A 25,028-nucleotide genomic window follows, 5' to 3' on the forward strand; every position below is an offset into this window, starting at 1 on the left:
CTGCCGCCCCGTCCGCCGCCCGACCGGAGACACCCTTGAACCCGCCCTCGTCCGCCCTGCCCGGCCGCGACCCGCTCGCGTCGGCCGTCTCGAAAGTGAAGTGGCACGTGCTGCCGCTCGTGCTGATCATGTTCATCGCGAACTACATCGACCGCGTGAACGTCGGCTTCGTCGATCGCCATCTCGAAGCGTCGATCGGCATCGGCGCGGCCGCGTACGGGCTCGGCGCCGGGCTGTTCTTCGTCGGCTATGCGCTGTTCGAAGTGCCGTCGAACCTGCTGATGCAGCGCTACGGCGCGCGCGTCTGGCTGGCACGGATCATGGCGACGTGGGGCATCGTCGCGGCCGCGATGGCGTTCGTGTGGAACGACACGTCGTTCTACACGCTGCGCTTCCTGCTCGGCGCGGCCGAGGCCGGCTTCTTCCCCGGCGTCGTGCTGTACCTGTCGCAATGGCTGCCGCCGCAGGAACGCGGCAAGGCGATGGCGATCTTCCTCGGCGGCTCCGCGTTCGCGTCGGTGCTGTCCGGGCCCGTGACCGGCGCGCTGCTGTCGATCCGCGGCTTCGGCCTGCAGGGCTGGCAATGGATGTTCCTGATCGAAGGGCTGTTCTCGGTCGCGCTGTGCGGCGCGAGCTGGCTGCTGCTGAAATCGCATATCCGCGACGCGACGTGGCTCACGGCCGAGGAACGCACGGCGCTCCAGCACGCGCTCGACGCGGAACGTGCGACGCGCGACGTCCACTCGAACGTGCCGGTGCGCGCCACCGCGCTGCTGCGCGATCCGCAGATCATGCTGTTCTGCTTCCTGTATTTCGCGATCCAGCTGACGATCTACGCGGCCACGTTCTGGCTGCCGACCATCATCCGCAGGATGGGCGGCCTCACCGATTTCCAGGTCGGCCTGTACAACACGATTCCGTGGATGATCGCGATCGGCGCGATGTACGGCTTCGCGGTGCTGTCGTCGAAGTGGAAGCATCCGCAGCGCTGGCTCGCGTTCTCGCTCGTGCTCGCCGCGTGCGGGCTGTTCGCGTCGACGTCGCCCAGTCCGGTGTGGTCGTTCGCGTCGATCTGCTTCGCCGCGCTCGGTTTCAAAGCCGCGGCGTCGCTGTTCTGGCCGATCCCGCAGGGCTATCTCGACACGCGCGTGGCCGCCGCCGTGATTGCGCTGATCAACTCGGTCGGCAACCTCGGCGGCTTCGTCGCGCCGACGGCCTTCGGCTATCTGAAGCAACATACGGGTTCGATCACGGGCGGGCTGTATGCGCTCGCGATCGCTTCGCTCGTCGCCGCGGTCGCCGCGCTGTTCGCGCGCACGCACCGGCGCAGCGAGCCGCCGCGCGGCCAGCCGGCCGACGAATCCTTCACGCACGCTCCGATGCTCCGCCATGCCGAACACTGACCGCCTGACCGTCGTCGTCTCGAATGCCGTCGACGGCGACCTCGCCACGTTCTCCCTCGCAGGCGACGGCACGCTCGCGCCGCTCGCCCGCTATCCCGCCGCCGACGTCGCGATGCCGATCGCCGTGCAGGCCGACCGCACGCGGCTCTACGTCGCGACCCGCGGCGAACAGCCGACGATCGTCGCGTTCCGCGTCGCGGCCACGGGCGCGCTCGCGCGCATCGGCACGACCGCGATCGACGCGAGTCATGCGTACCTGTCGCTCGACCGCGGCGGCCGCTGGCTGCTCGGTGCGTCGTACGGCGGCCATTCGCTGAGCCTTTACGACGCCGCGCGCGTGCGCGACGGCGACGGTACGCCGCTGCAGGTCGCGGGCGGCATCGCGAACGCGCACGCGGTGATCGTGTCGCCGGACAACCGCTTCGCGTACGTCAGCTCGCTCGGCTCGGACCGCGTGTTCGGCTTCGCGCTCGTCGAGGGCGCCGCCGGGTTGCGCGCGGTCGAACACGGCGAAACGCGCGTGCCGGCCGGCTTCGGTCCGCGTCACCTGCGATTCGCTGACGACGGCCGCACGCTCGTCGTCGTCAGCGAATTCCAGGCCACGCTCGCCACCTTCGCCCGCGACACCGCCACCGGCCGGCTCGGCAACGCACACGTGAGCGCGCGTCATCCGGCCGTCGCCGCGCTCGCGCAAGGCCATGCGCGCCCGCCCGCTCCTGTCGAGCCGTCCGTGTGGGCCGCGGACCTGCACCTGACGCCCGACGAGCGCTTCGCGTACGTCAGCGAACGCACGTCGAGCCGGTTGCTCGGCTATCGCCGCAACGACGACGGGTCGTTCGCCCCCGCGCACGCGACGGCCACCGAAGCGCAGCCGCGCGGGTTCGCGATCGATCCGTCGGGACACTGGCTGATCGCCTGCGGCGAGCAGTCCGAACACGTCGCGGTGTATGCGATCGCGCCGGACGACGGCACGCTGTCGCTGCACGCGCGCGTGCCGGGCGGCCGCGGCGCGAACTGGGTCGCGATCGTCTGAAGTCTGGCGGTCTGAAGAAGAAACGGCGCCCGTACGGGAACCTGCACGCCGATGCGGGTGCGGCGTTCAGCGCCGCTCGCTCGGCGCGACGCCCGTCCAGCGCTTGAATGCGCGCGTGAAATTGGCGCGATCGGTATAGCCGACGCGCGCCGCGATCTCGTCGACCGGCAGCCGCGTGCCTTCGAGCAGCCGCAGCGCGTCGCGCAGCCGGATCTCGTCGAGCAGCGCCGAATAGGTCGCGCCGTATTCGGCGAGCTTGCGCTTGAGCGTGCGCGCCGACACATGCAGCTCGCGCGCGACGTCGTCGACCGACGGATAGCCGCCTTCGCCGCAGATCAGCAGGTTGCGCACGCGCTCGACGATGCTCTCCGCATAGCCGAGCCGCGCGAGTTCAGCCTCGCACTGCTGGACGATCATCTGCGCGGTCTGCGCGTTCGCGGTGCCGATCGGCTCGTCGAGCAGCGCGGCGTCGCAGCGGATGCGGTTCGCGCTCGCATCGAAATGGCAGCGCGGCAGCCGCGCGCGATAACGCTCGAACCACGGCGGCTCGGGCCATTCGAAATGGAGTTCGGCACGCGACTGGAGCGTGCGGCCCGGCGTCGGATACAGCAGCGAATTGAACAGGATCGCGGTTTCGACCAGAAAGTTTTCCACCGCGAACTGGCGCAGCCGGCCGAGCGGAAACGCTTCGAGCACGTCGATGTCGACGATGCCGTCGAGTTGCGCGAGCCGCACCGAGAAAAACGGCACGCGCGTCGGCAGGTAGCGGATGCCGAGCGCGATCGCCTCGCCGAGCGTCGCGCAGCTCATCAGCCCGAAGCCGATCAGTCCCGCTTTCGTGAGGCTGCTGCGCAGGCCGATCTCGATCGCGATCGACGGATCGTCGGTCGCGTCGAGCAGGTTGAACACGATCGCCGCCTGCTGCAGCGGCGTGATGCGCGCATCGGGCTGCGCGAGCCGGTCGCGCTCGACGCCCGAGCCGGCGAGAATGCGACCGCCGTCGATGCCGCGCTCCTCGGCCAGCATCAGCATGAACAGCGCATACGCGGACGACACCGTCGCCTTGTTCAACTGGCGCGCGGCATCCGGAACGGACAGGGCCATGCGGCTAACTCCGGAGCGGTTTCGGCGGATTGTAGCGTCGCTGGCCCGCAATGACACCGCGGAGGCACTCTAGCCACGCGACGGCATCGGCCACCGGAGCGCCGGCCAACGTGGCCCGAAATGACACCGCCATTGGCACCGACGGCCCTCGCATGCGCGCCGGCACGCGCCTATGCTTGTCACATCGGCATTGCGCCCCACTCTTTCCGCATGGATTCCGGTCGATGAGCCAACCCGCACGAACCGCCTTTCGCCACGACGCCGACAAGGTCGCGTACGTCCGCCGCGAAGTGAACGCCGCGAGCGACGCGATCCGCGCACGCTTTCCGCTGCTCGACAACCAGAACCTCGTCGGCGCGACCGTGATGGCCGTGTCGGTGAGCGCGATGCTCGCGATCGCGTGGCTGTATGCGCGCGGCGCGATCGCGTGGTACGTCGCGCTGCCGCTCGCCGCGTTCGTCACGTCGCTGATCCACGAGCTCGAGCACGACCTGATCCACCTGATGTACTTCAAGAAGACGCCGTGGGCCTATCACCTGATGATGGCGCTGTGCTGGCTCACGCGGCCCGGCACGATCAACCCGTGGACGCGCCGGCGCATGCACCTGCATCACCACAAGGTGTCGGGCGGCGAATCGGATCTCGAGGAATTCGGCATCACCAACGGCGAGCGCTGGGGCGTGAAGCGCCTGCTGATGATCGCGGACGGCATGCTCGCCGTCGTGCTGCGGCCGGCCGCGATGCGCCGCAAGGTGAAGCAGTACGTGGCCGCGCAGCCGGTGCAGGATCCGTCCGAGCGCCTGCAGTTGCGCATCGAGCAGGTGTCGTCGTACATGCCGGTCGGTCACCTGTACTACACGCTGTGGCACGCGTTCATCGTCTATCACGTCGGCCTGTTCGCGCTGCATGCGTTCGGTTACGCGGTGACGGTGCCGGCCGTCGTCGAACGCGCGATGAGCGTCGTCGATTTCCTGGCGGTGGTGTGGCTCGGGCCGAACTTCGTGCGCAGCTTCTGCATCAACTTCGTCAGCTCGAACATGCACTATTTCGGCGACATCGACTCGCGCAACGTGATCCAGCAGACGCAAGTGCTGAACCCGTGGTGGATGCTGCCGTTCCAGCTGTTCTGCTTCAATTTCGGCAGCACGCACGCGATCCATCACTTCGTGGTGCGCGATCCGTTCTACATCCGGCAACTGACCGCCCGCACCGCGCACGCGGCGCTGCGCGAAGTCGGCGTGCGCTTCAACGACGTCGGCACGTTCGCCCGTGCGAATCGCTGGGGCGGCTATCGCCCGTCTCGCGGCACGCACCACGCGCAGGCCGACGCGTAACGCCGGCGGCGCGCGGCATCAGCGCCTCGTCACTCGCCGATCGGCGGCATCGGCCCCTGCCCGCGGATCCACGACCAGTTCGCGAGTTCGGCCATTTCCTTGTCGCCGCGGCTGTCGCCGTACGCGAACAACTGCTTCGGCGGCCGGTTGCCCCACCATCCGCGCAGCCGCACGACCTTCTGCGGCCCCCAGCAGTTCTCGCCGTCGAGCCGGCCGGCGAAGACGCCGCGCTCGAACGCGAGCCGCGTCGCGAGCACGGCGTCGAAGCCGGCCGTCTTCGCCCACTTCTCCAGATACAGCGACGGCGACGCGCTGACCAGCACGACTTCATGCCCGCGCGCCCGATGCTCGCGGACACGCTCGAGCATTTCCGGACGCACGAGGTTCGGCAGATAGCTATCGACGAACCGGCGCGCCTGCGCATCGAGCACGTCCTCGCGGATCGGCCCGAACGCGAACGACGCGAACTTCGCCTTCGCGTCGCCGCGCGACAGCAGCCCGGCCTTCATCGCGACGATCCACGGCAGCGCGCGCAGCCCCGCCCACGCGAAACGCGGCGTGCCGACCGCCTGGCGGACGAAATGGCGAAAGCTGTCGGTGGTCGTGATGGTGCCGTCGAAATCGAAGGCGGCGACGATGCGGTCGGTCATGGAGAATCGGCGGGAAAGCGATGAGATGCCCGGGAAGATAGCAGACTCGCGGCCGCCCGCGCGAAACCGTCGCGCCCGACACGCGACTGCGCGCGCCGCAGCGCGTGCGGTCGCATCGTTCGCTCAGCGCGACGGCCGCGCGGCCAGCGCCGCCGGCAGCACGACGTTCATCAGGTGATCGGCACGCGACAGCAGGTCGGTCACGCGCTCGTCGAGCCCGCGCAGTTGCGCCGGCTGCATCCGGATCTGCTGGACGGCCTGTCCGACGATGTTGCGGCGGTCGAACAGCGTGCGCTCGACGCCCGCATCGTCCGGCGCGCGCACGACGTCCGACACCGCGCTCAGCGCCGCGAGCACGACCACGAGGTTTTCCTCCGCATGGCGGATCTTGGCGGCGAGTTCCTCGGTACGGCGCGGGAAAAAGCCGAGCGACTGCTTGAGCGCACCGAGCACCGCGCGATAGTCGACATGGCCGGACGCCGCCCCGAACCAGCGTTCGAACATGCCGGCCTTGCGCGTCGCTTGCGCGAGCATCCCGGCCATCATGTCGGCCGCGCCGAGTTCGTTGAATTCGCGCGTCGTCGCCGCGACCGCTTCGACGAGGTTGCCGGCCGCCTCCAGCGCGCCGTCGCCGATCGTCGCAACCGTCGCGAGCTTCAGCGGCACCAGTTGCCGGATATGCCGCTCGATGCGCGGCGCGTAGTCGGGATAGAGATTCGGAAAGCTGGCCTGCGCGGCGCGGAAGCACGCTTCGAGCTGCGGATGGTTCGATGCGCCGAACAGCGCACGGCCGATTGCGTCGGCGGGCGCCGCACGCACGGCGTGATCGGACGCGGGCGCCGGCCCGAACTCGAGCGCCTGCGGGGCGGGCCGCGCCGGCGCACGCGCGACCGGCGCACCGGGCGCGGCCGGCGCGTCGAACGCAAGACGCCCGGGCGTGCGCTCGGGCGTCGTATCGAACTCGAGCCGCTTCGGCTCGTCGGACGGATTCGTCATCGCTGCTTCCTGCCCGGCGCCGCGGTGCTCCGCGCGCCGGGCTGCCGCCAGTCAGACCGCGCCGCCGTACGCGCGGACGAAATCGCCGAGGCCACGGTTGTAGCCCGCGCCGACCGCCTTGAACATGAAGTGGCCGTCGCGGCGATAGAAGCTGCCGACCTGCACCGACGTCTCCATCGAGAAGTCTTCCTCGAGCGCGTACTTCGCGATCACCGCGCCCGACACCTCGTCGGCGATCTGGATGTAGCTGTTGCGAACCTGCCCGAAATTCTGCCGGCGCGCTTCGGCCTGGTCGATCGTCACGACCACCGAGATTTCCTCGACGTCGGCCGCAAGCTTCGTCATGTCGATGAAGATCACTTCATCGTCGCCGTCGCCGCTGCCCGTGCGGTTGTCGCCGCTATGCACGACGCCCAGGCACTTCGACGAAGGCATCCCGCGCTTCGGGAAGTCGTCGCCGGGCTGGATGAAGGTTTCCTTGCGCTCCATCGTGCGCACTTCGCTGTTGTAGAACACGAAATGCTGATCCGAGATCAGCTTCGGATTGCTCTGCGCGTCGTACTTGCACAGGAACACCGACACGTCGAGATCGAAATCCGTGCCGGTGTCCGTCGCGTTCGCGTCCCAACCGAGACCGATGCGGAATTTCTGCGTGCCGGGCGCTTCCTTCGACAGGTTGACGCGACCGCCTTTCGACAAATTGATCATCTGAACCTCTTCTGCTGGAACCGCCGTAGCGCCGGCGGCGATGCCGGGCCGCACACGGCGGCCCCTTCGTTGATGGTGTTCGCGCCGCGTGACGCGCGCTTACTTGCCCGCCACCGCCGCGCGGTCTTCCTTGCGCTGCACGACGATCGACGACCACACGGCCGCGGCGATCATCGCCGCGCCGATCAGGCCCGTGACGACCTCCGGCACCTCGAACTTCACGCCCAGGAACATGATCGTCGCGAGCGCGCCGATCGCCCAGAACGCGCCGTGCTCGAGAAAGCGGTACTGCGCGAGCGTGCCCTTCTTCAGCAGCACGAGCGTCATCTCCCGGATGTAGGCCGCGCCGACGCCGAGACCGAGCGCGATCAGGAAAATGTTGTTCGACAGCGCGAACGCGCCGATCACGCCGTCGAAGCTGAACGACGAATCGAGCACTTCCAGATACATGAACCCCGCGACGCCTTCGCGCACCACGCGCGTGCCCGTGTCCTCGCCGCCGACCAGGTCGCCCACGCCGTGCGCGATCACGAAGCCGATCACGCCGAACGCGCCCGCGAGCAGAAAGCTGACCTGCTCGGTCGCCGGCACGTAGAACGACGCGACGATCACGATCGCGAGCGTCAGCGCCACTTCCAGTGCGGTGATGCGGCCGAGATGGCGCATCGGGCCTTCGAGGAAGCCGATCCAGTGCTCGTCCTTCTCGGTGTCGAGCATGAACTTGAAGAACACCATCAGCAGGAACGCGCCGCCGAACGCCGATACCTCGTGATGCGCGGACGTCAGCACCGCCGCGTACTTGTCCGGCGATTCGATCGCGAGCGTCAGCGCGTCCCACAGACCGATATGGCCGATCACCGCGACGATCAGCAGCGGAAACACGAGCCGCATGCCGAACACCGCGACCGGCAGGCCGAACACCATGAAGCGGTTGCGCCACTTCTCCGACCAGTTCTTCAGCACCGACGCGTTGACGACCGCGTTGTCGAGCGACAGCGAAATTTCGAGCACGCACAGGACCGCGACGATCAGCATGTCCTTCACGCCGCCGAGGAGATAGGCCGCGATCAGCGCGAGCGCCGTGAGCGACAACGGGATCTTGAAGTCTTTCAACATGATGGGGTAATCGAGTTCAGAAAAATGGGCAGGCGGGCCGCGCTTACTTCGCGCGCACCCAGTCGCAGAATTCCTGCGTGATCAGCTGTTCGTAGATCTGTTCGTCGCTGAGGTCGAGCGATTCGAGATGCAGGAAGCCGACGTTCGGCATTTCGTCCGCGACTTCCGCGAGGAAGTCGAATTCGCTCGGATCGCCGACGCCGACGAGCGACCAGTACAGCGGGAAATGTTGCGATTCGGTCAGCAACTGGCGCACGCGCTTGCGGTCGTTCTTCGGGTTCTGGCCGTCGGTGACGAACAGCACCCATGCGGGCAGATGGCCGTTCACGGGCGCGGAGGCGGCCGGCGCGGACGGGTCGTCCGCACCGCCGAACAGCCGGCTCAGGAAGCCGCGCTTTTCTTCGCGCTTCGGCTCCGGCGCGCGGAAGAAGAAATCGACGATGTCGTTCATCACCGGCGCGTACTGCGTGCCGCCCCACTTGTCGATCCGCGCGTTGAGCACATGATCGGAAATGTACGAGCCGTAGTTGTCCGGTGTCGCGGTCGGCAGCCGGTCGTAGCCTTCGGTGAAGGTCCACGTGTCGACTTCGCCGTTGTCGTCGAACTTCAGTGCAATGCCGAGAATCCGGTCGTGCGTCTCCTGGATCACGCCCGACTGGTATAGCGGCTTCGCGGAGCCCGAGATGTCGAGCGCCGCGCCGACGCGCACGACCGGCGGCTTCAGGATCTGACGTTTTTCGAGGACGATCGCGACCTTCGCCGCGCGTTTCTCAAGCGTAATCATGCGGTGTTCTCTCAGTTCTCTTAGTTGTGCTTCGGAGCGAATCGGGTGATCAAGTCCTGTTCGAGCTGGCGCAGGCGCGGCGCGTCCTGCTCGCGCTGGCGGCGGCCGTCGGCAATGATCTGCGTGATGTCGTCGAACGCGCCGAACAGCTGCTGCTGCGCGTATTCGAACGTGTCGGTCGAGATCACCGGGCGCTGGCCGAGCTTCGCGACTTCCTGCGCGTTCTGGCGATTCAGGTCGGCCTGCGCGCGGATCGCCTCGTCGGCGGCGTCGTACGTCGCGTTCGCGAGCGCCGCCGCGCGCTTGGTGCTGAGCTGCTCAAGGTAGAGCGCGAACGCATTGGTCCACGCGGGAATCAGCACGGTCTTGATCGTCATGAACTTCGACGTCAGCGTGCGTTTCTGATCCTGCTCCATCCGGATCTGCGGCGCGAGCTGCTTCGACATCAGCATCGCGCGGTCGAGGTCGTCGAGCTTGCTTTCGAGCGCGTCGACCTTGCGCTTCACGTCGAGCAGGCGCTGCGCGGCGAACGCATCGTCCGCCGGCTGCTGGCCGGCCGCGAGATGCGCGCGCAGCGCCGCGAGCGCCGTTTCGCCGTGCGCCTTCGACTGCGCGAGCTCCTGGTGCAGCGCGTAGTTGTCGTTGTACATCCGCTCGAGCTCGTCGATGCCGGCCTTCTGGCGCTGCGCATGGTTTTCGAGCTCGACGACGAGCGTATCCATCCGCTTGCTCACCGACTCGTATTGCGACAGCAGCTTCTCCTTGGTCGAGCGGAACAGCCGCGTGACCTGCGTGAGCAGCCCGCCCTTGTCGGCGCCGCGCGGGTCGAGCCCCTTCGCGGTCGCGATCAGCTCGTTGAGCTTGTCGCCGAACTGGTCGGCGTCCGACGCCCGGACGCTTGCGAGAATCTGCTGGGAGAAGGCGGCGATCCGCGTGCCCTGCGTCGCGCCGAGCTGGTCGATCTCGTCGACGGTGATCAGGCGCGCGTGTTCCGTCGGCTGCGCTGCCGGCACGACGACGTTGGCGACGGCGGCTGGCACGGCGACGGGCGACAAGGACGGCATGGAAGGACGATCGCTGACCGCATCGGATTTGTTGTCGTCGAATAGCGGCTTCATGTGGCTACCACGTTCCTTTTCTGCTTTTTGCTACGTGTGTTGTCGTGCGCGCAACGCGCGCTTCCGCGATTGCCGCCGTGCTCTCTCACGGGCGGCAGACGGACAATAAATGGCGACGGTGCGGCGCGTCAAGCCAGGCAAGTCTTTCAATTTACATACGCTTTGTAATATATACGACGGCCATCTCGATACTGCTTCCGGCAATGTAAGGACATATGCGTTGATGGAGCATGAATCCGGAATTCTCCGCACACGCCGACGGAGAGAAATGGAAAGTATTTTGAAAGAATTGACCTGTCGCTATTCCGCTGATTGTTACAGATTGCTTAACGGGGGCGTCGCGCCCTAGTCCGAGTAGCCTTGCGACGCCGGGCGCGCGTCGTGGCGGCGGCCCCACCACGGCAAGTACGCGTTGTTCTCCCCGCGTGCGCGGAACCAGTCCTTGCCGGGATCGATCGGCGTCAGCTTCGACGGTGCGACCACCACCACGGCCGTCGGATGTTCGGTGCCCGTCGTGCCCGCCACAAGCACGTTGCCGCCGAGATGATTTGCGCGGCCGATCGCGAGCGCCACATCGGTCAGCGCCGCGCCGGCCCCCATGTCACCGAGCAGTGCCGACGTGTTGAAGGTTTCGCCGCGAAGATCGCTTTCCGGCACGGCTTCGGCGAGCCCTTGCGACAGGGACGCGGCCCTTGACGACGCGGCCGCGCTGCCCTTGCCCGCATCGTGGATAACGTAGTTCAGCGACGAGACCGCGACGCCCGCATTGGCTGCGGCTGCGTCGATCGTCGACTTCCATGCCGGCACCGCGCGGCCCTCGCCTTGCTTCGCGTCGAAATCCTGGACGCTGCCTTGCGCCGCCTTGCCGATCCAGGCCAGCGGTTCGCGCTCGGTCTTCAGATCCGGGCCGGCGAGGAACAACACCACCATGTTCTCGTTGATCTGTTCGTCCTGCGGCGGAAAGCTTGGCGCGTCCCAGTTCATCACCCACACGCTTTTGTCGGGATGCGCGGCCAGGTAGTCCAGCGCGGCGTTCAACGACGTGAAGCCGGCATTGCTGTGGCCCGACGTCACGTGCACGTCGGGCGGTATGTCGCGGATCCATAGATTTCTTGCGGAGGGGTTGCCGATTTCGAAGATGTTGACAACACGATCCTGCAAATATGACGCTGCCAGTTCAGGGTTCAGCCTGTCACCGGGAATAGCCAACTCGACTCGCATGCCAGCCAGTTCTCTCCATTTCCGCCGTGACCTCGCGCTGACGGTATAGAAGTAATCCTCGTTCGTGAAATATCGCACACGAAAGAGGACCAGAAGTTTGTCGACGTACTTTTCATAGAACCCGGAAAACGTCTCGCCTCCCCAGTTACCATCCGCGACGATGGAAACCGCCTGCAAGGTCGAGTATTTTTTGGGGTTTGTGCGCACCATGTCGTCGTTGGCGTTTGGCTTCACCAACCCGAGCGTCCACAACAATTGCCACTCGGTCGGATAGTCACGACGCTGCAGCGGATTGAGCCATTCAAGTCCGACAACTTGGGCAACAAACGGCGCGGCAGACGCACCTTCGACGGATTGCGTCGATGCGGCGCGCATCTCAGCCCGCAATGGCGGGCTCGACAAGAGTGTCGCCATCACGATCGAGACGCACCCGATACGTCTGGCAAGAGTGAAGCAGTGCATGAATACCCCGATCGAACCGGCCAACCCCGCGCGCCGGTCCGGCAATTCATTCCCGCCCGGACGACGCCAGACTCGAAATCAGCGTCGCACCGCACGACGTCTTGTGTCCATCGAATGCAGCCGGTTTCCCGTCGACAATGACCTGCGGATCGCCTTCGGCGATAAAGCAGGCCTGATGGCCCGCGATCGGACAGACGCACGTATCGCCGAGCCGGGCGACCGGCCGCCCCATCACTTCGCTGACCGCGCTGCCGGTCACGACCTGACCGCCGTGGCTCGTTGCGTCGCCGACTCGAATGATTCCGCGCATGCGTGTTCCTTATTCCGAATAGCCTTGCGACGCAGGGCGCGCGTCGTGACGGCGCCCCCACCACGGCAAGTACGCGTTGTTCTCACCGCGTGCGCGGAACCAGTCCTTGCCGGCGTCGATCGGCGTCAGCTTCGACGGCGCGACGACGACGACTGCCGTCGGATGCTCGGGGTCCGTCGTTCCGGCTACGAGCACATTTCCACCGAGGTGATTCGCTCGGCCGATCGCCAGCGCCACATCGGTCAGCGCCGCGCCGGCGCCCATGTCACCGAGCAGTGCCGACGTATTGAAGGTCTGCGTACGGAAATCGTATTCCGGCAGTACTTCCGTCAGCGTCTGCGACAGCGATGCAATTCTTGTCGATGCAGCATCGCTGCCCTTGCCCGCGTCGTGCACGATGTAATTCAATGACGATACCGGCACGCCTGCATTAGTCGCCGCCGTATCGATCGTCGACTTCCATGCCTGCACCGCGCGACTCGCGCCTTGCTTTGCGTCGAAATCCTTGACGTTGCTTCGAGCGGCTTTACCGATCCACGCCAGCGGCTCGCGCTCGGTCTTCAGATCCGGGCCGGCAAGGAACAGCACCACCATGTTCTCGTTGATCTGTTCGTCGTTCGGCGGGAAACTCGGCGCATCCCAGTTCATCACCCACGCGCTTTTGTCGGGGTGGGCGGCCAGATAGTCCAGCGCCGCATTCAACGACGTGAAGCCGGCATTCCCCTGCCCTGATGTCACGTGCACATCCGGCGGTGTGTCGTGGCTCCATAAATTTTTGGCGGACGGATTTCCTATTTCGAAGAAGTTAACAATCTGATCTCGCAAATGTGCCGACGCCAGCCCAGGATCGAGTCGGCCCGAGGGGATGGCGAGCTCGATATGCATGCCAGCCAATTCCCGCCACTTCTTCTGGCTATCCGCGCTAACCGTGTAAAAATAGTCCTCATTCGTAAAATATCGCGTCCTGAAAAGGATCAGCAATTCATTGACATACTTTTTATAGAATCCGGAAAATGATTCACGCCCCCGGCGACCATCGGCCACGATAGCAATCGGTTGCAAGGTTGAATATTTTTTAGGATTAACCCGAACCATATCATCGTTGACATTCGGCTTTACCAGGCCGAGCGTCCATAATGTCTGCCACTCGGTACTGTAATCCTTGCGCTGCAGCGGGTTCATCCAGCCAAGCCCGACGACCTGAGCAACGAATGGCCTGGACGCCCCAACTCCGGTGGCCGGAGCCGCCTTCTCGTTCAATGAGGCCGCAACTGCTCGCGGCCCCGCCATCACAGTTGCAAATGCAAATACCATGATTGCCACAAGCCCTGGAACCAGGACTAACCGCTTCATCAGAGTTCCCATGCTCAACAGCGCTCCTGTCGCCTCATCAGACGAAACCAATATTAAAACCGATACACCCAACGCAAGAAGCAATGCACCGCCGGCGACTCCAAATCGACGCGGCCACGTAGCAATGGCCGATCTCATAAAATGCCTCCAAGCTTCATGAAAAATCCACCATCTCGCTCGTCGTGTATCTTGGAAGGCATTTTTGCATGAGCATCCTTGACTACCCAATCCTGCAAAAATGATTTATCGCACTTTCCAGTCAAAATGTATTCCGCCATCTTACCATTCTGACCCTCATCACCCAGACTATTGGCAAATCGCCAATCAGCCTGAATCCTGAGGTCCTGCCAATCCGTCTCTGTCAGATAGCACAGCCCAATTGCCACATCGTAAGCCAGTGCCTTTTCAGCATGATCCTTGTTGGTCATGATGGTCGAATGGTTGGTGGGGTTATTCTTGTCCCCGCCGTTCAGAATCTGGAATATCTCGTTGTTCCGCCATTCGGTATAGTCAGCACTCGCTGACGCCGGATTATCCTCCCCGACCACATTTCCGTTCTTGTCGACCCAGCGGCGATTTCCGGACCTTCTCGCTTCCATCCGAAGAATGGAATGATCCTCATACCGCTGCGCAGCCTCGGACGCCGCGTCCCCCTGCGCCTTCAGCGCATCACCCTCGGTCTTGAATTTTTCCGACTTCGCGTCGAAGTTGTCGTATGGATCGTCATCACGCTTGTTCTCCTTGTTGGCGTCACGCCCAGCCGACGGCGGATCGTAACCCTCGTTGAAGCGCCCTTCCTCAATCGGTTTCCCTTGCGCATCGCAAGCGCCCGACGGCTTACCGTAGCGCAACGCCTGCGGGAGGAAGCGCGTTTCCTTGTCGAGCATCGGCGCCGTAATCGGGATTTCCCAATTTTTCGGTGGCTCGGCATTGACTGCCATGTCCGTCAAATTGAACAGGTAGAAGACCGGACTCGTTGCAAGCGTGAAAATCTTCGCGATCCACCCTTCATTGGAATGCATCCCTCGTCCAAGACCATACCGCGCCGGTGGTGATGGCGGATACCAGAAACCTTCCTTCTGGTTCTTGTCCTTGCGCCAGTCATCCTGCCAGTACCGATAGAGCTTGCTCTCTCCGCCCACCTCGAAATTCGACGCGAACACGCGTTGCGAAAAAACGCCCCACGCATTCGTCGCACTGATTTCATCGATACTCATCCCGCGCCAGCCGATTCCCTGAACGGTCAGGGCGGAAATGACCTGATCGTGCGGGCAGCAGTACAGCGTCACTCTTCCGTAGGTGTTTTTCTGGTACAGCCCATGCGCCTCCCGGTCCTTGGCTGCGCTATACGGTTTGCCTCCATCCTTCGACGGTCTCGCGCTTTCCATCGCGCGATCGAGATCCTCCGCAGGCATCTCGAGCTCGGCCCGGGCACGCAGGATATCGAAGTACGCCCTCAACGTCTCCTTGCGCGCCACATAGGTCTCGCGCCCCACGTGCCCGTTCTTGTCGCGCACCCCGCGCTGGGCCCATGAGTCGGTCATGTTGGCCTCGACGAGACTGTACGGAGGATTGGCGAGCACATAAGTGTCGGCGACGCAGCGCCCTTTCTTGCCCCACTGATCCGTCACCTCGGGCAACCGGTCGCCGAGGAATGCGGCGGCAAGGCCGATCATGTTTCCCTGGCTGTGGCACACGATCGTGATCGGCGCGTCGGCCTGTCGTTTACGGATCGACTCGACCAGGCGTGCCAGCCGCAGCGCGCCAAGCACGCCGTAAGTGCGCGGCGGCGTGGAGTAGATTTTTCGATTGCCGATGCTGTTCATGTGCTGAACGGTCAGCCACAGAAAGAGCCGATCGTTCAATCCGTCGTTCCACAGATCCGGCAGGCTCGAACACCCGCCCGCGAACGGACCACCGCCCCAGTAATTCTTCTCGTTGAGCATGATCTTGTCGCCATACTCCTTCAGCTCCTGCGCATTCGCGGCATAGCCCCACCGAAAGTGGATGACGGGCGAAAAGGACGGATCGGGCTTGATGTACGTCTTCGACGACATTTCCGGATTCAGGAAGCCGTCCGGCGTCAGGCTTTCGATATAGCTGACCGGCGTCATCTGCCCGGCCACCGGCCCCCAATGGAACAGCTGATCGTCATAACGCCCCATGCGCCGGTTCAACCCGGCACACAGCCCCTTCTCGGCCTCCTGGAACCATTCCCCTTCCGAATTCACCCCGTGCACGAAAATGACGACGCCCGGCAGCGGCATCTGCATCACGCACTCGAGGTCGTTGCGGTTGAACAGCGTCGTCCCCAGTCCACCACCCACCGGAGTCTGCGACGGGTCGTCCGTCGACGGTTGCCCGCCCGGGTTCTGCGCAAAGTTGTAGTTGAACATGTTGTTTTTCTTGAAGACTCGGCTCAGGTTCTCGACTTGAAGAAGCGAACCGCCAATTGTTCGAACTGGTCGCTGCTGACCGGCGCCAGCTTGCCTTGCGCGTCGGTCTTCCCCTTGATCAATTCGCCCGACGCCTTTCGCACCTCGGCTTCCATGCCCTCGACCGGCTGTCCGTCGGTGGCCCGGACCAGCTTCGGCACCCGCCCCAGCGAGCCCTGGTCGAACTTCGGAAAGTCGGCGCTCATGCTCGCCGGCCCGGCCCACGTATGCGACGCCGACTTGACGGTGAAACTCCCCGGACACCCGAGCTCGATATCGCCGCCCTGCAGCTTCAGGTACGCGCCGCCCGACGTCACGAACACGACCTGCTCGCTGGCCATACCCGCGAGCTTGCCGCCGCCCGCCGTCATCTGGATGTTCTTCGCCGAATCGATCTGCGTGTCGTCGTTCTGGCTCTGCAGCGCCACTTTCCCCTGGTTGGCGATCGCCGACACGCCCTCGCTGTGCGCGAACATCGCCACGCCATGCCCGGCCTGCAGGTTGATCCGCTGCCCGCTCGTGTACTGCAGGTGGTTCTGCGCGACGACATCGACGTTACCGCCCGCATGGGTCGTCACGGTCTTCGGCGTCGCCATGCTGATGCCGGCCGGCGCGGTGATGCCGATCGCGGCCATCGACGCGCCTGACGACTCCCCGCCGTCGGACGCCTTGCCATTCGGCCAGCCTTTCACCGTGGTCATGAGCGCATCGTGCGGCTGCGTATCCGGCGCCACGCCCTGATGCTGGCCCGCATAGTCGCCGAGACTCTTGAACAGTTCGACGCATTCCTGCATCAGTTGCAGATACTCGTCGCGCGCGAGGTGGCCGTCGCTCGCGCGCAGCCGCTCCCAGGCCGAAATCAGCATCGCCTTGCCGCTGCGAATCGCCACATGCGCATCGCTGCGCAACTCCGCGCCTTCGCCGCGCGCCGTACCCTGCCCGTTGTCGCGCGGCTGCGTCAGATAGCCGAGGTTCAGCTGACTGTACGCATGCTCGCTCGCCAGCTGGCTGCTGATCTGCCCGGGCGTATCGTCGAAGCGGATCTGGTTGTAGCGCTGCCCCTTGATTTCCTTCGTCTTCGTGCCGGAAAGATAGCGGTTGCCCGGCAGTGCGCCGGTATGGCTGAAGGTCGCCGGCATGTTCGGCCCGTTGGCCAGCACGCCCATCACGACCAGCCGGTCCGGATCGCCGCCGATATGGCCGATCAGCACTTCCATGCCGACGCGCGGCAACGTATTCGCGCCGAAGCTCGGCCCGGCGAGCGCGCAGGCGACGCGCACCGGCGCGCTGTCGGACGGCGTGCCGCTCGTGCCGGCGCCCTGCGCGTGCGCATGATCGTCCGCGCTGAGCCCCTGGATTCGCACCCGGATGCGGCCCATTTCATCGCAGAACACCTCCTCGCCCTCCGGCCCGACGACGACCGCCGTCATCGGATGAACCGGCGGCAAGTCGACGTGGGGATCGTAGGCCGGCGTCAGCGGCACGCCGCGCCGCACGCACGAGAACGTATTCTCGTAGCGCCTGTCGCTTTCGTCGCCCGGCTTGCCGCTCAGGTCGGCCGGCACCGCGTTGAACAGCACGCGGCTTGCCGCGAACAGCGATTGCGCGCGCTCGTTCAGTTCCTTCGGCAGGTTATTGCGCACGCAATGATGAAGCGACGTGACGACGAACTGCCGCTGTTCGGCCGGCAACGTATCGAGTTGCGGATGCTCGGCGAGCGCAAACCAGTGACCGACGGCAAGATCACGCACATTGCTCACGCCGTCGACGGATTCGGCACGCAGTTCATGCGCCAGCATCCGGTCCTTGCCGATCCGGTCGAGATCGGACGACGAATCCCCGGCATGCGGGATATCGATGACGACGTCGGCCAGCAAATGCCCGAGGTCGTTGCCGCCGTCGCCCTGATCGACGATCGTCGCCTGCTCGGTTTGCGACATCCGGCCGCTCTTGTAGTCCCACGTCGGCCGGACGACCTTGCCCGGGATCAATCGGCGGCTCGTCGCCCACAGCGTGATCGAGTCGCGCGCCTCGGTGGCGGCGTCGCGATGGTATCGGATCGTGCCGGCGACCGTCTCCGGCAACTTCATCGAGTCATCGGCAAAGACGAGCGTATGCACCGGCGTGTCGTGCGCTTGGCCGCTCGCCCGCTCGCCTGCCTTGCCCGCCTTGACGAATACGGTCGCCCCGTCCCGTCGCAACAGCCGCCGGATGAAGTGCGCGTCCGACTCGTTGACCTGCCGCGTGAGTTCACGCGCGGGGTAACGCGCGGCTTGCAGACCGGACAGGTCGAACTCGAATGCGCCCGCGAGCGCCGAGCTGCGCTGGCGCCATTCCTGAAGCAGCACACCCAGGATGTCGGGCAGGCTCTTGGACCGAAACAACCGCGAATTGGTCCGCCGCTCCATCACGGACAGCACGTCGCGAATCGTCAGCTGGTAGCAGGTCAGCGAACCGTCCGACTGCCCGGTGCGGACGTCGGTGACGATGCCGTTGATGGGATGAAGACGCCCGCGATCGGTCGTCATCTCGACGGAAACCGGCAGTCCGATGAAGCTGCGGATCGGCAGATCGGCCCGTGCCGACACGCAGGTCAGATGCCCCTCGATACCCGTCATCAGCCCTTCCCGGATATCGGCATACTGGAGCGCAAGCACTTGCTCGAGCGTTTTCTGGGCAGGCCCCCAGTTCATGCGAACCGGTCGATTGTTCTGATCGACCACCCCCGACGCAAACGTGCGTAGTAATTCGGCTGTATTCACAGCGTGACTCTCAGGATTTTGTTTGACTTCGTTGTTCGGCGAGCAATCACGCCCGCTGGTCCGTCCTGGGAGTGCCGCCCGTCTGGTTTTCGGCGAGCATAGCAAATTTGTCAGGTTGGTGACGGCTTTTTGACAGGATTTAGAATCCTTTTTGCACGGCGCGCAACGGGCTCAACCGTTCACTTTCTTTCGAAGTCGGCCGATCCCGTCCCGCGCCCCTCGAGCGTCGTCGCGGTGTCGGTCCCGTCCGTGCCGCACTCCCGATACGGGCCGGACGAACTGCACCGCCAAGTCACGAATCGTGAATCCCATCGTCCGTCGATACCGGCGAACGTCGCGGCCGAAATGCAGATCCTCGGCCGACGTCATCTCGTCCGGATGGCACGAGGCTACGATGCTTCCCCGCTGCGCCACCGCGTCAATGCACGGCCTTGCGATACAGCGCAACGTACCCCGCGAGCATCAGCAGCAACGATCCGCTGACCCGGTTCAGCCACTTCTCCCCCGCGGCCTTCCATACGCGGACCGAATGCACGCCCAGCAGCGCGTAACCGGTCATCCCGATCACGTCGATCGCGACGATCGTCGCCGCGAGAATCGCGTACTGCGGCGCGATCGCATGCGACCGGTCGACGAACTGCGGCAGCAGCGCCGACATGAACAGGTAGTACTTCGGGTTGCTCATCGCGACGAAGAAGCTCTTCAGAAAGGCGCTCCGGCGATCGGGCGTCGCAGGCACGCAGGGCTGCGCAGCCGCCGCCCCGCCGCTCGACATCAGCATCCGGATGCCGACATACGCGAGCCACGCCGCACCGAGCAGCTTCAGCGTCACGAACGCCGTTTCCGACGCGTCGAGCAGCACGCCGAGGCCGAACCCGACCAGCGCGACTAGCACGACGTCGGCGGTGACGGCGCCGAGCATGCCGACCATCGCGTGACGCAATCCGTAGCGCGAACCGTTGCTCATCGCGAGCAACACCGTCGGGCCCGGCGTCGCGACACCGACGGACAGGATCAGCGCAAAGGCGAGCAAGGCGGAGAGCGACATGGCGTGGCGTTCCTTTTGAAGAGTGCGGTACGGACGGCATCGTCGTCGTGATCGGGCCACCAGGCCGCAACCGGTGCGCACGGTTTGTTACGACGAATGCGGTCTTCGCATGATCGCATGCTCGCCCCGACGCCCGCTCGGCGGTTGTGCACCGTCGCCGGTAAACCGCACCCAGTTATCTCAAATAGTGGACCGACCCCTCCGTAAACGACAATGATTCTCGTTTACGTTAGACTCCGCCGCTCGATAAAAATACGTCCGCGACAGCACGGACGCGTCACGCCGCCCGGATTCCGACTTGCCGCCCTGGGATGGATCACCGACCACACCCGATTTGCGTCCCATGTCGACACTTTCGTTACCCGTCCTGCGTCTCACGCCGATTGCCTTCGGCATTGCACTCGCCTGCACCTTCCCGGCCGCCGCCGGGGCCCAGCAGGCCACTTCCGCCGCCAACGCCGCGCCCGACGCCACCGTGCTGCCGTCGATCAACGTGACCGGCGCGGCCGAGCCGCTGCCCGGCGACCTCGCGCCGACCTACGCCGGCGGCCAGGTCGCGCGCGGCGCGGATTTCGGCGTGCTCGGCCGGCAAAAGGCGAGCGACGTGCCGTTCAGCATGACCACCTATACGTCGAAACTGATCGAGGACCAGCAGGCGCGCACGCTCGCCGACGTGCTCGACAACGATCCGGCCGTGCGCAGCGCATCGGGCTACGGCAACTTCTCGCAGGTGTTCGTCATCCGCGGTTTCGCGCTCGCCGGCGACGACGTGTCGCTGAACGGCCTGTACGGCGTCACGCCGCGGCAACTCGTCCAGACCGATGCGGTCGAGCGTGTCGACGTGTTCAAGGGCGCGAATGCATTCCTGAACGGTGCATCGCCGAACGGCTCGGCGGTCGGCGGCGGCGTGAACCTGCAACTGAAGCACGCGGACGACAAGCCGCTCACGCGCGTCACCGTCGACGGCGCGACATCCGGCTCGCTCGGCACGCATGTCGACCTCGGCCGCCGGTTCGGCAGCGAAGGCCAGTTCGGCGTGCGCGTGAACCAGTCGATCAGCGGCGGCGACACCGCCGTCGACGACGAGCGCCGCCGCAGCAACGTGACCGCCGTGTCGCTGGACTGGCGCGGCGACACATTGCGTCTGTCCGGCGACTTCCTGTATCAGCGGCAGCGGATCGACAACGGCCGCCCGATCGTGCTGGTCAGCGGCAGCCCGTTGCCCGCCGTGCCGTCCGCGACGCACAACTATGCGCAGCCGTGGAGCTTCAGCGAACTCGAGGACACGGTCGGCATCGTGCGCGCCGAGTACGACTTCCTGCCCGCGTGGACGGCCTACGTATCGGCCGGCGCACGCCATACGAACGAGCACGGCGACTACTACACGCCGACCTACTCGTCGTCCGGCACGACCGGCTCGCGCCTGAGCGTGCCGCACAAGGAAGATGCGCAGTCGGCCGAGGCCGGCGTGCGCGGCCGCTTCACGACCGGCCCCGTGTCGCACTTCGTGACCGCCGGCGCGTCGTTCATCCGCATCGACAGCCAGTCCGCTTACACGATGTCGAACGCGTTCCCGACGACGCTCTACGATCCGGCGCCGGTCGCGTCGCCGCCCACCGCCTACGCGGGCGGCGACATGAACGATCCGGGCACGGTCACGAAGACCTGGCTGCGCAGCCTCGCGGTGTCCGATACGCTCGGCTTCCTCGACGACCGCGTGCTGTTCACGCTCGGCGCGCGGCGCCAGTCGATCTCGGTCGACAACTTCGACTACACGGGCGCGGTCACCAGCACCTACAGCAACGCGATCACGACGCCGGTATTCGGTCTCGTCGTGAAGCCGTGGCGCAACGTGTCGATCTTCGCGAACCGCAGCGAAGCGCTCGCGCAGGGCGAGATCGCGCCCAACACCGCGCGCAACGCGGGCCAGGCGCTGTCACCGTACCGGTCGAAGCAATATGAAGCCGGCGTCCGCTACGACACCGACCAGTACGGCGCGTCGCTCGCGCTGTTCCAGATCGAGAAGCCGATGGCGTACACCGATCCGGCGACGAACCTGTTCGGCGCCGACGGCACGCAGCGGCACCGCGGCATCGAGACGGCCGTGTACGGCGAGCCGTGGAAAGGCGTGCGGCTGATCGCCGGCGCCACGTACCTCGACGCGACGCTGCAGAACACGGCCGGCGGCACGAACGACGGCCACCGGCCGATCGGCGTGCCGTCGTTCCTGCTCAACGCGGGCGCCGAATACGACGTGCCGATGCTGCGCGGGCTCACGCTGACCGCGCGCTGGATCCACACCGGGCCGCAGTACCTGGACGTCGCGAATACGATGTCGATCCAGGCGTGGGACCGCTTCGACCTCGGTGCGCGTTACGCGACGGACGTGTTCGGCAAGAAGACGACGTTCCGCGCGACCGTGCGCAACGTCGCGAACAAGTCGTACTGGTCGTCGACGATCGGCGGATACCTGACGCAGGGCGACCCGCGCTCGGTGTGGCTGTCGATGACGACGGATTTCTGACGGGCGCCGAAGGGAGTGGCGGGCTGCCGCCAGAGTTTGCTATACTCTCGGTCTTCCGGAGAGATGGATGAGTGGTTTAAGTCGCACGCCTGGAAAGCGTGTATAGGTTAATCGCCTATCGGGGGTTCGAATCCCCCTCTCTCCGCCAGAATTCAAATGCCCGCGCCCGCGGGCATTTTCGTTTCCGGACGCACGTCGATACGCGCTCCCCCCCGCCCCGCTGATCACGGGTGCCGAATGTAATCCACCAGCGCCCGCGTGTATTCATCCGGCCGCTTGTCGCACAGACTCACCGCGATCGCCACCGCAAACCCCGCCGGCACGCCAAACACGCCTGAGCTGATCGGCTCGATCCCGAACCACGGGCGCCCGGCGAACCCGGTCAGTTGCGTGAAGAACGGATAAGTCGACACGATGTAGTACACGCACACCGCCAACCCCGTCACCATCCCGGCAATCGCGCCGCGCGTCGTGGTGCGCTTCCAGAACACCCCCAGCACCAGCACCGGAAAGAAGCTCGACGCCGCCAGCGAAAACGCGGCGCCGACGAGAAACAGGATCTTCCCGGTATTGAGCGACGCGACATACGACGCGAACAGCGCCACCCCCAGCAGCAGCACCTTCGAAATCGTCACGCGCCGCTGGCTCGACGCATCGGGCGCGACCATGCAGTAATAGACGTCGTGCGACAGCGCGTTCGCGATCGTCAGCAGCAGCCCGTCCGCGGTCGACAGCGCCGCCGCCAGCGCACCGGCCGCGATCAGCCCCGACACCACGTACGGCAGCCCCGCGATCTCCGGCGCGGCCAGGACCACCATGTCCGGCTGCATCTGGATTTCCGACCAGTGCACGATGCCGTCCCGGATCACCTCGACGACACTGATCAGGTCGGGTTCGAAGTGATGCCACTGCGTAACCCACGCCGGCAATTCGGCGAACGGCCGCCCGACGAGATTCGCGAGGATCTCGTACTTGATCAGCACCGCGAGCACCGGCACGCTCAGGTAGAACAGCGCGATGAAGAACAGCGTCCAGCCGACCGAGCGCCGTGCCGACGCGACCGACGTGGTCGTGTTGTAGCGCGTCAGGATGTGCGGCAGGCTCGCGGTGCCGAGCGACAGGCACAGCAGCAGCGCGAGGAAGTTCCGCTCGCGCGGCTTGCGTTCATCCTCGCTCGCGGCCGGAAACGGCTCGTGCATCGGCACGGGCGGCTCGGCCCGCGCGAGCAGGTCGTCACGCACCTGCGTCCACGCCACGCGCGCCGCCGCGGGATCGCGCGGGAAATCGGCCAACTCGCGCTCGCGCAGGCTGATCTCGCGCAGCGGCCCGTTGTGGCGCCGCAGGTCCGCGAGCTGGTCGACGAGATGCCGGCGCGCATCCGCGTACGACGCCGGCAACCGGTCGAGCCGCGTCTGGATATCCGCGGCCTGCCGGCGGTATGCATCACGCACCTGCTGCTCGTCGCGCGCGTCGCGCACCTGCGCCTCGCGCGCCGCGACGCGCTCCATCAGCGTGCCGTAATTGAACTGCGGCACGGGGCCGAGCCCGTTCTTCATCGCGATCAGCGAGACCGGAATCAGGATCGCACTGATCAGGATGATGTACTGCGCGACCTGGGTCCACGTGACCGCGCGCATTCCGCCGAGAAACGAGCACACGAGAATGCCCGCGAGCCCGCAGAAGATCCCGATCGCGAAATCGACGCCGATGAAACGCGTCGCGATCAGGCCGATCCCCTGGATCTGCGCGACGAGGTACACGAACGAACACAGGATCGCCGCGCCGGCCGCGAGCGCGCGCACGGCCGTGCTCGAAAAACGCGTGCCGAGAAAATCCGGAATCGTGTAGCGCGCGAGCTTGCGCACATACGGCGCGAGCAGGAACGCGACGAGGCAGAATCCGCCCGTCCAGCCCATCACGTACGCGAGCGCGTCGTAACCGGTGGCGTAGAGCGAGCCGGCCAGGCCGATGAAGGACGCGGCCGACAGCCAGTCGGCCGCCGTCGCCATCCCGTTGAACGCGGACGGCACGCGCCGCCCGGCCACGTAATACTCGACGAGATCGGACGTGCGCGACAACAACCCGATCACCGCGTACACGGCGATCGGCACGAACAGGAACACGTAGCCGATCCAGACGCCCGAGCCGGTCGCGCGCTCGATCCGCCACATCAGCAGCACGAAGCCGAGAAACCCGAGCGTATAAAGCGCGTATGCGCGTATCAGTCGACGCGTCAACATGAATCAGCGCCCGCCGTTCGGATGGCTGGCGCGTGCCGCATGCTCGTCGTATGCGCGGCGCAGCGTGCGGTCCGCGCGCTGCATCAGCCCGATGTAGACGACGATCAGCACGAGGTAGACGAGAATCGCGCCCTGCGCGCCGACATAGAACGGCAGGCTGAAGCCGGCGAAGCGAATCCCGGCGAGCGCGGGTCCGAAGAACGGCACGATGAACGACACCGCGAAGCCGATCACCATCAGCACCGCGATCAGCGCGACGTTGAAGCGCCAGTAGCGCGCATGCGCACGCGCGAGCGGCTCGGGAACGGGAGGTGGCGCGGCGGGCGCCGAACGGGTCGGAACGGTCATGCCGTTATGTAGCAAAAAGCCCCTGCGCGGGCAATCGGGATTGCCGCGCAGGGGCTCGCGCGTGACGCGCGACCGGCAG

General features: G+C 65.5%; 19 protein-coding genes and 1 tRNA gene. 5 read left to right on the forward strand and 15 right to left on the reverse strand.

Annotation, left to right across the window (positions count from 1 at the left end):
- Nucleotides 1-35: 35 nt before the first annotated feature.
- Together KU887_RS11680 and KU887_RS11685 are read left to right on the forward strand one after the other, a co-directional pair.
- A complete protein-coding gene (locus tag KU887_RS11680) occupies nt 36-1,403 on the forward strand; it encodes an MFS transporter (protein WP_258250070.1) in 1,368 nt (455 codons plus the stop codon).
- Entirely contained in the window at nt 1,390-2,436 is a 1,047-nt protein-coding gene (locus KU887_RS11685; protein ID WP_006497781.1) for a beta-propeller fold lactonase family protein, read from the forward strand. Before KU887_RS11680 ends, KU887_RS11685 begins: the two co-directional genes overlap by 14 nt.
- Before the next feature lie 66 nt (nt 2,437-2,502).
- Here KU887_RS11685 and KU887_RS11690 read toward each other — a convergent pair whose 3' ends face one another.
- Nucleotides 2,503-3,540 (reverse strand): AraC family transcriptional regulator, encoded by a 1,038-nt coding sequence (locus KU887_RS11690; protein ID WP_006486061.1) that lies wholly within the window; start codon nt 3,538-3,540, stop codon nt 2,503-2,505.
- 224 nt (nt 3,541-3,764) lie between these two features.
- On the opposite strand from KU887_RS11690, the gene KU887_RS11695 reads away from it, so the two are divergent.
- On the forward strand, nt 3,765-4,874 hold the full coding sequence (locus KU887_RS11695; protein ID WP_006486053.1) for a fatty acid desaturase: 1,110 nt from the start codon (nt 3,765-3,767) through the stop codon (nt 4,872-4,874).
- Nucleotides 4,875-4,903: 29 nt separating this feature from the next.
- On the opposite strand, the gene KU887_RS11700 is transcribed toward KU887_RS11695, so the two are convergent.
- The 12 genes from KU887_RS11700 to KU887_RS11755 all read right to left on the reverse strand — a co-directional run bounded on the left by KU887_RS11700 (nt 4,904) and on the right by KU887_RS11755 (nt 19,837).
- Nucleotides 4,904-5,524: an HAD family hydrolase gene (locus KU887_RS11700; protein WP_006486065.1), complete on the reverse strand. Its 621-nt coding sequence runs from the start codon at nt 5,522-5,524 to the stop codon at nt 4,904-4,906.
- Nucleotides 5,525-5,647: 123 nt separating this feature from the next.
- Nucleotides 5,648-6,520: a hypothetical protein gene (locus KU887_RS11705; RefSeq protein WP_258250071.1), complete on the reverse strand. Its 873-nt coding sequence runs from the start codon at nt 6,518-6,520 to the stop codon at nt 5,648-5,650.
- A gap of 51 nt (nt 6,521-6,571) precedes the next feature.
- On the reverse strand, nt 6,572-7,228 hold the full coding sequence (locus KU887_RS11710; protein WP_006482759.1) for a TerD family protein: 657 nt from the start codon (nt 7,226-7,228) through the stop codon (nt 6,572-6,574).
- Between the two features lie 99 nt (nt 7,229-7,327).
- A complete protein-coding gene (locus KU887_RS11715) occupies nt 7,328-8,344 on the reverse strand; it encodes a DUF475 domain-containing protein (RefSeq protein WP_006482747.1) in 1,017 nt (338 codons plus the stop codon).
- 43 nt (nt 8,345-8,387) lie between these two features.
- On the reverse strand, nt 8,388-9,128 hold the full coding sequence (locus KU887_RS11720; protein ID WP_006482762.1) for a VWA domain-containing protein: 741 nt from the start codon (nt 9,126-9,128) through the stop codon (nt 8,388-8,390).
- Nucleotides 9,129-9,148: 20 nt separating this feature from the next.
- Entirely contained in the window at nt 9,149-10,246 is a 1,098-nt protein-coding gene (locus KU887_RS11725) for a toxic anion resistance protein (RefSeq protein WP_059721190.1), read from the reverse strand.
- Nucleotides 10,247-10,591: 345 nt separating this feature from the next.
- Entirely contained in the window at nt 10,592-11,929 is a 1,338-nt protein-coding gene (locus KU887_RS11730) for a virulence factor (RefSeq protein ID WP_258255571.1), read from the reverse strand.
- 46 nt (nt 11,930-11,975) lie between these two features.
- Nucleotides 11,976-12,239 carry a PAAR domain-containing protein gene (locus KU887_RS11735; protein ID WP_027784933.1) on the reverse strand — a complete coding sequence of 88 codons (264 nt, stop codon included), beginning with the start codon at nt 12,237-12,239 and terminating at the stop codon, nt 11,976-11,978.
- 9 nt (nt 12,240-12,248) lie between these two features.
- Nucleotides 12,249-13,730: a virulence factor gene (locus tag KU887_RS11740; RefSeq protein WP_162838537.1), complete on the reverse strand. Its 1,482-nt coding sequence runs from the start codon at nt 13,728-13,730 to the stop codon at nt 12,249-12,251.
- On the reverse strand, nt 13,727-15,988 hold the full coding sequence (locus tag KU887_RS11745) for a membrane protein (RefSeq protein WP_034201524.1): 2,262 nt from the start codon (nt 15,986-15,988) through the stop codon (nt 13,727-13,729). The genes KU887_RS11740 and KU887_RS11745 overlap by 4 nt, the downstream gene beginning before the upstream one ends.
- Before the next feature lie 23 nt (nt 15,989-16,011).
- Nucleotides 16,012-18,789, reverse strand: a complete 2,778-nt coding sequence (locus KU887_RS11750) for a type VI secretion system Vgr family protein (protein ID WP_060264706.1) — start codon at nt 18,787-18,789, stop codon at nt 16,012-16,014.
- A 418-nt stretch (nt 18,790-19,207) separates the two neighbouring features.
- Nucleotides 19,208-19,837, reverse strand: a complete 630-nt coding sequence (locus KU887_RS11755) for a LysE family translocator (RefSeq protein WP_006482752.1) — start codon at nt 19,835-19,837, stop codon at nt 19,208-19,210.
- A 343-nt stretch (nt 19,838-20,180) separates the two neighbouring features.
- On the opposite strand from KU887_RS11755, the gene KU887_RS11760 reads away from it, so the two are divergent.
- Together KU887_RS11760 and KU887_RS11765 are read left to right on the forward strand one after the other, a co-directional pair.
- Nucleotides 20,181-22,361 (forward strand): TonB-dependent siderophore receptor, encoded by a 2,181-nt coding sequence (locus KU887_RS11760; protein WP_258250072.1) that lies wholly within the window; start codon nt 20,181-20,183, stop codon nt 22,359-22,361.
- A 57-nt stretch (nt 22,362-22,418) separates the two neighbouring features.
- A tRNA-Ser gene (locus tag KU887_RS11765) sits at nt 22,419-22,509 on the forward strand.
- Nucleotides 22,510-22,585: 76 nt separating this feature from the next.
- Here the strand turns inward: KU887_RS11765 and KU887_RS11770 are convergent.
- Both KU887_RS11770 and KU887_RS11775 read right to left on the reverse strand, forming a co-directional pair.
- Nucleotides 22,586-24,601, reverse strand: coding sequence for a sodium:solute symporter family protein (locus KU887_RS11770; protein WP_006482756.1), 2,016 nt, complete (start codon nt 24,599-24,601; stop codon nt 22,586-22,588).
- A gap of 3 nt (nt 24,602-24,604) precedes the next feature.
- Nucleotides 24,605-24,949: a DUF4212 domain-containing protein gene (locus KU887_RS11775; protein WP_060211706.1), complete on the reverse strand. Its 345-nt coding sequence runs from the start codon at nt 24,947-24,949 to the stop codon at nt 24,605-24,607.
- Between the last annotated feature and the right edge of the window lie 79 nt (nt 24,950-25,028).

It is taken from the genome of Burkholderia sp. EMB26 (assembly GCF_024730645.1).
Taxonomy (GTDB): Bacteria; Pseudomonadota; Gammaproteobacteria; order Burkholderiales; family Burkholderiaceae; genus Burkholderia; species Burkholderia cenocepacia.

Coding starts and splice junctions, on each gene's coding strand:
- KU887_RS11685 (WP_006497781.1), top strand. CDS start 1,390: ATGCCGAACACTGACCGCCTGACCGTCGTCGTCTCGAATGCCGTCGAC.
- KU887_RS11690 (WP_006486061.1), bottom strand. CDS start 3,540: ATGGCCCTGTCCGTTCCGGATGCCGCGCGCCAGTTGAACAAGGCGACG.
- KU887_RS11695 (WP_006486053.1), top strand. CDS start 3,765: ATGAGCCAACCCGCACGAACCGCCTTTCGCCACGACGCCGACAAGGTC.
- KU887_RS11700 (WP_006486065.1), bottom strand. CDS start 5,524: ATGACCGACCGCATCGTCGCCGCCTTCGATTTCGACGGCACCATCACG.
- KU887_RS11705 (WP_258250071.1), bottom strand. CDS start 6,520: ATGACGAATCCGTCCGACGAGCCGAAGCGGCTCGAGTTCGATACGACG.
- KU887_RS11710 (WP_006482759.1), bottom strand. CDS start 7,228: ATGATCAATTTGTCGAAAGGCGGTCGCGTCAACCTGTCGAAGGAAGCG.
- KU887_RS11715 (WP_006482747.1), bottom strand. CDS start 8,344: ATGTTGAAAGACTTCAAGATCCCGTTGTCGCTCACGGCGCTCGCGCTG.
- KU887_RS11720 (WP_006482762.1), bottom strand. CDS start 9,128: ATGATTACGCTTGAGAAACGCGCGGCGAAGGTCGCGATCGTCCTCGAA.
- KU887_RS11725 (WP_059721190.1), bottom strand. CDS start 10,246: ATGAAGCCGCTATTCGACGACAACAAATCCGATGCGGTCAGCGATCGT.
- KU887_RS11730 (WP_258255571.1), bottom strand. CDS start 11,929: ATGCACTGCTTCACTCTTGCCAGACGTATCGGGTGCGTCTCGATCGTG.
- KU887_RS11735 (WP_027784933.1), bottom strand. CDS start 12,239: ATGCGCGGAATCATTCGAGTCGGCGACGCAACGAGCCACGGCGGTCAG.
- KU887_RS11740 (WP_162838537.1), bottom strand. CDS start 13,730: ATGAGATCGGCCATTGCTACGTGGCCGCGTCGATTTGGAGTCGCCGGC.
- KU887_RS11745 (WP_034201524.1), bottom strand. CDS start 15,988: ATGTTCAACTACAACTTTGCGCAGAACCCGGGCGGGCAACCGTCGACG.
- KU887_RS11755 (WP_006482752.1), bottom strand. CDS start 19,837: ATGTCGCTCTCCGCCTTGCTCGCCTTTGCGCTGATCCTGTCCGTCGGT.
- KU887_RS11760 (WP_258250072.1), top strand. CDS start 20,181: ATGTCGACACTTTCGTTACCCGTCCTGCGTCTCACGCCGATTGCCTTC.
- KU887_RS11770 (WP_006482756.1), bottom strand. CDS start 24,601: ATGTTGACGCGTCGACTGATACGCGCATACGCGCTTTATACGCTCGGG.
- KU887_RS11775 (WP_060211706.1), bottom strand. CDS start 24,949: ATGACCGTTCCGACCCGTTCGGCGCCCGCCGCGCCACCTCCCGTTCCC.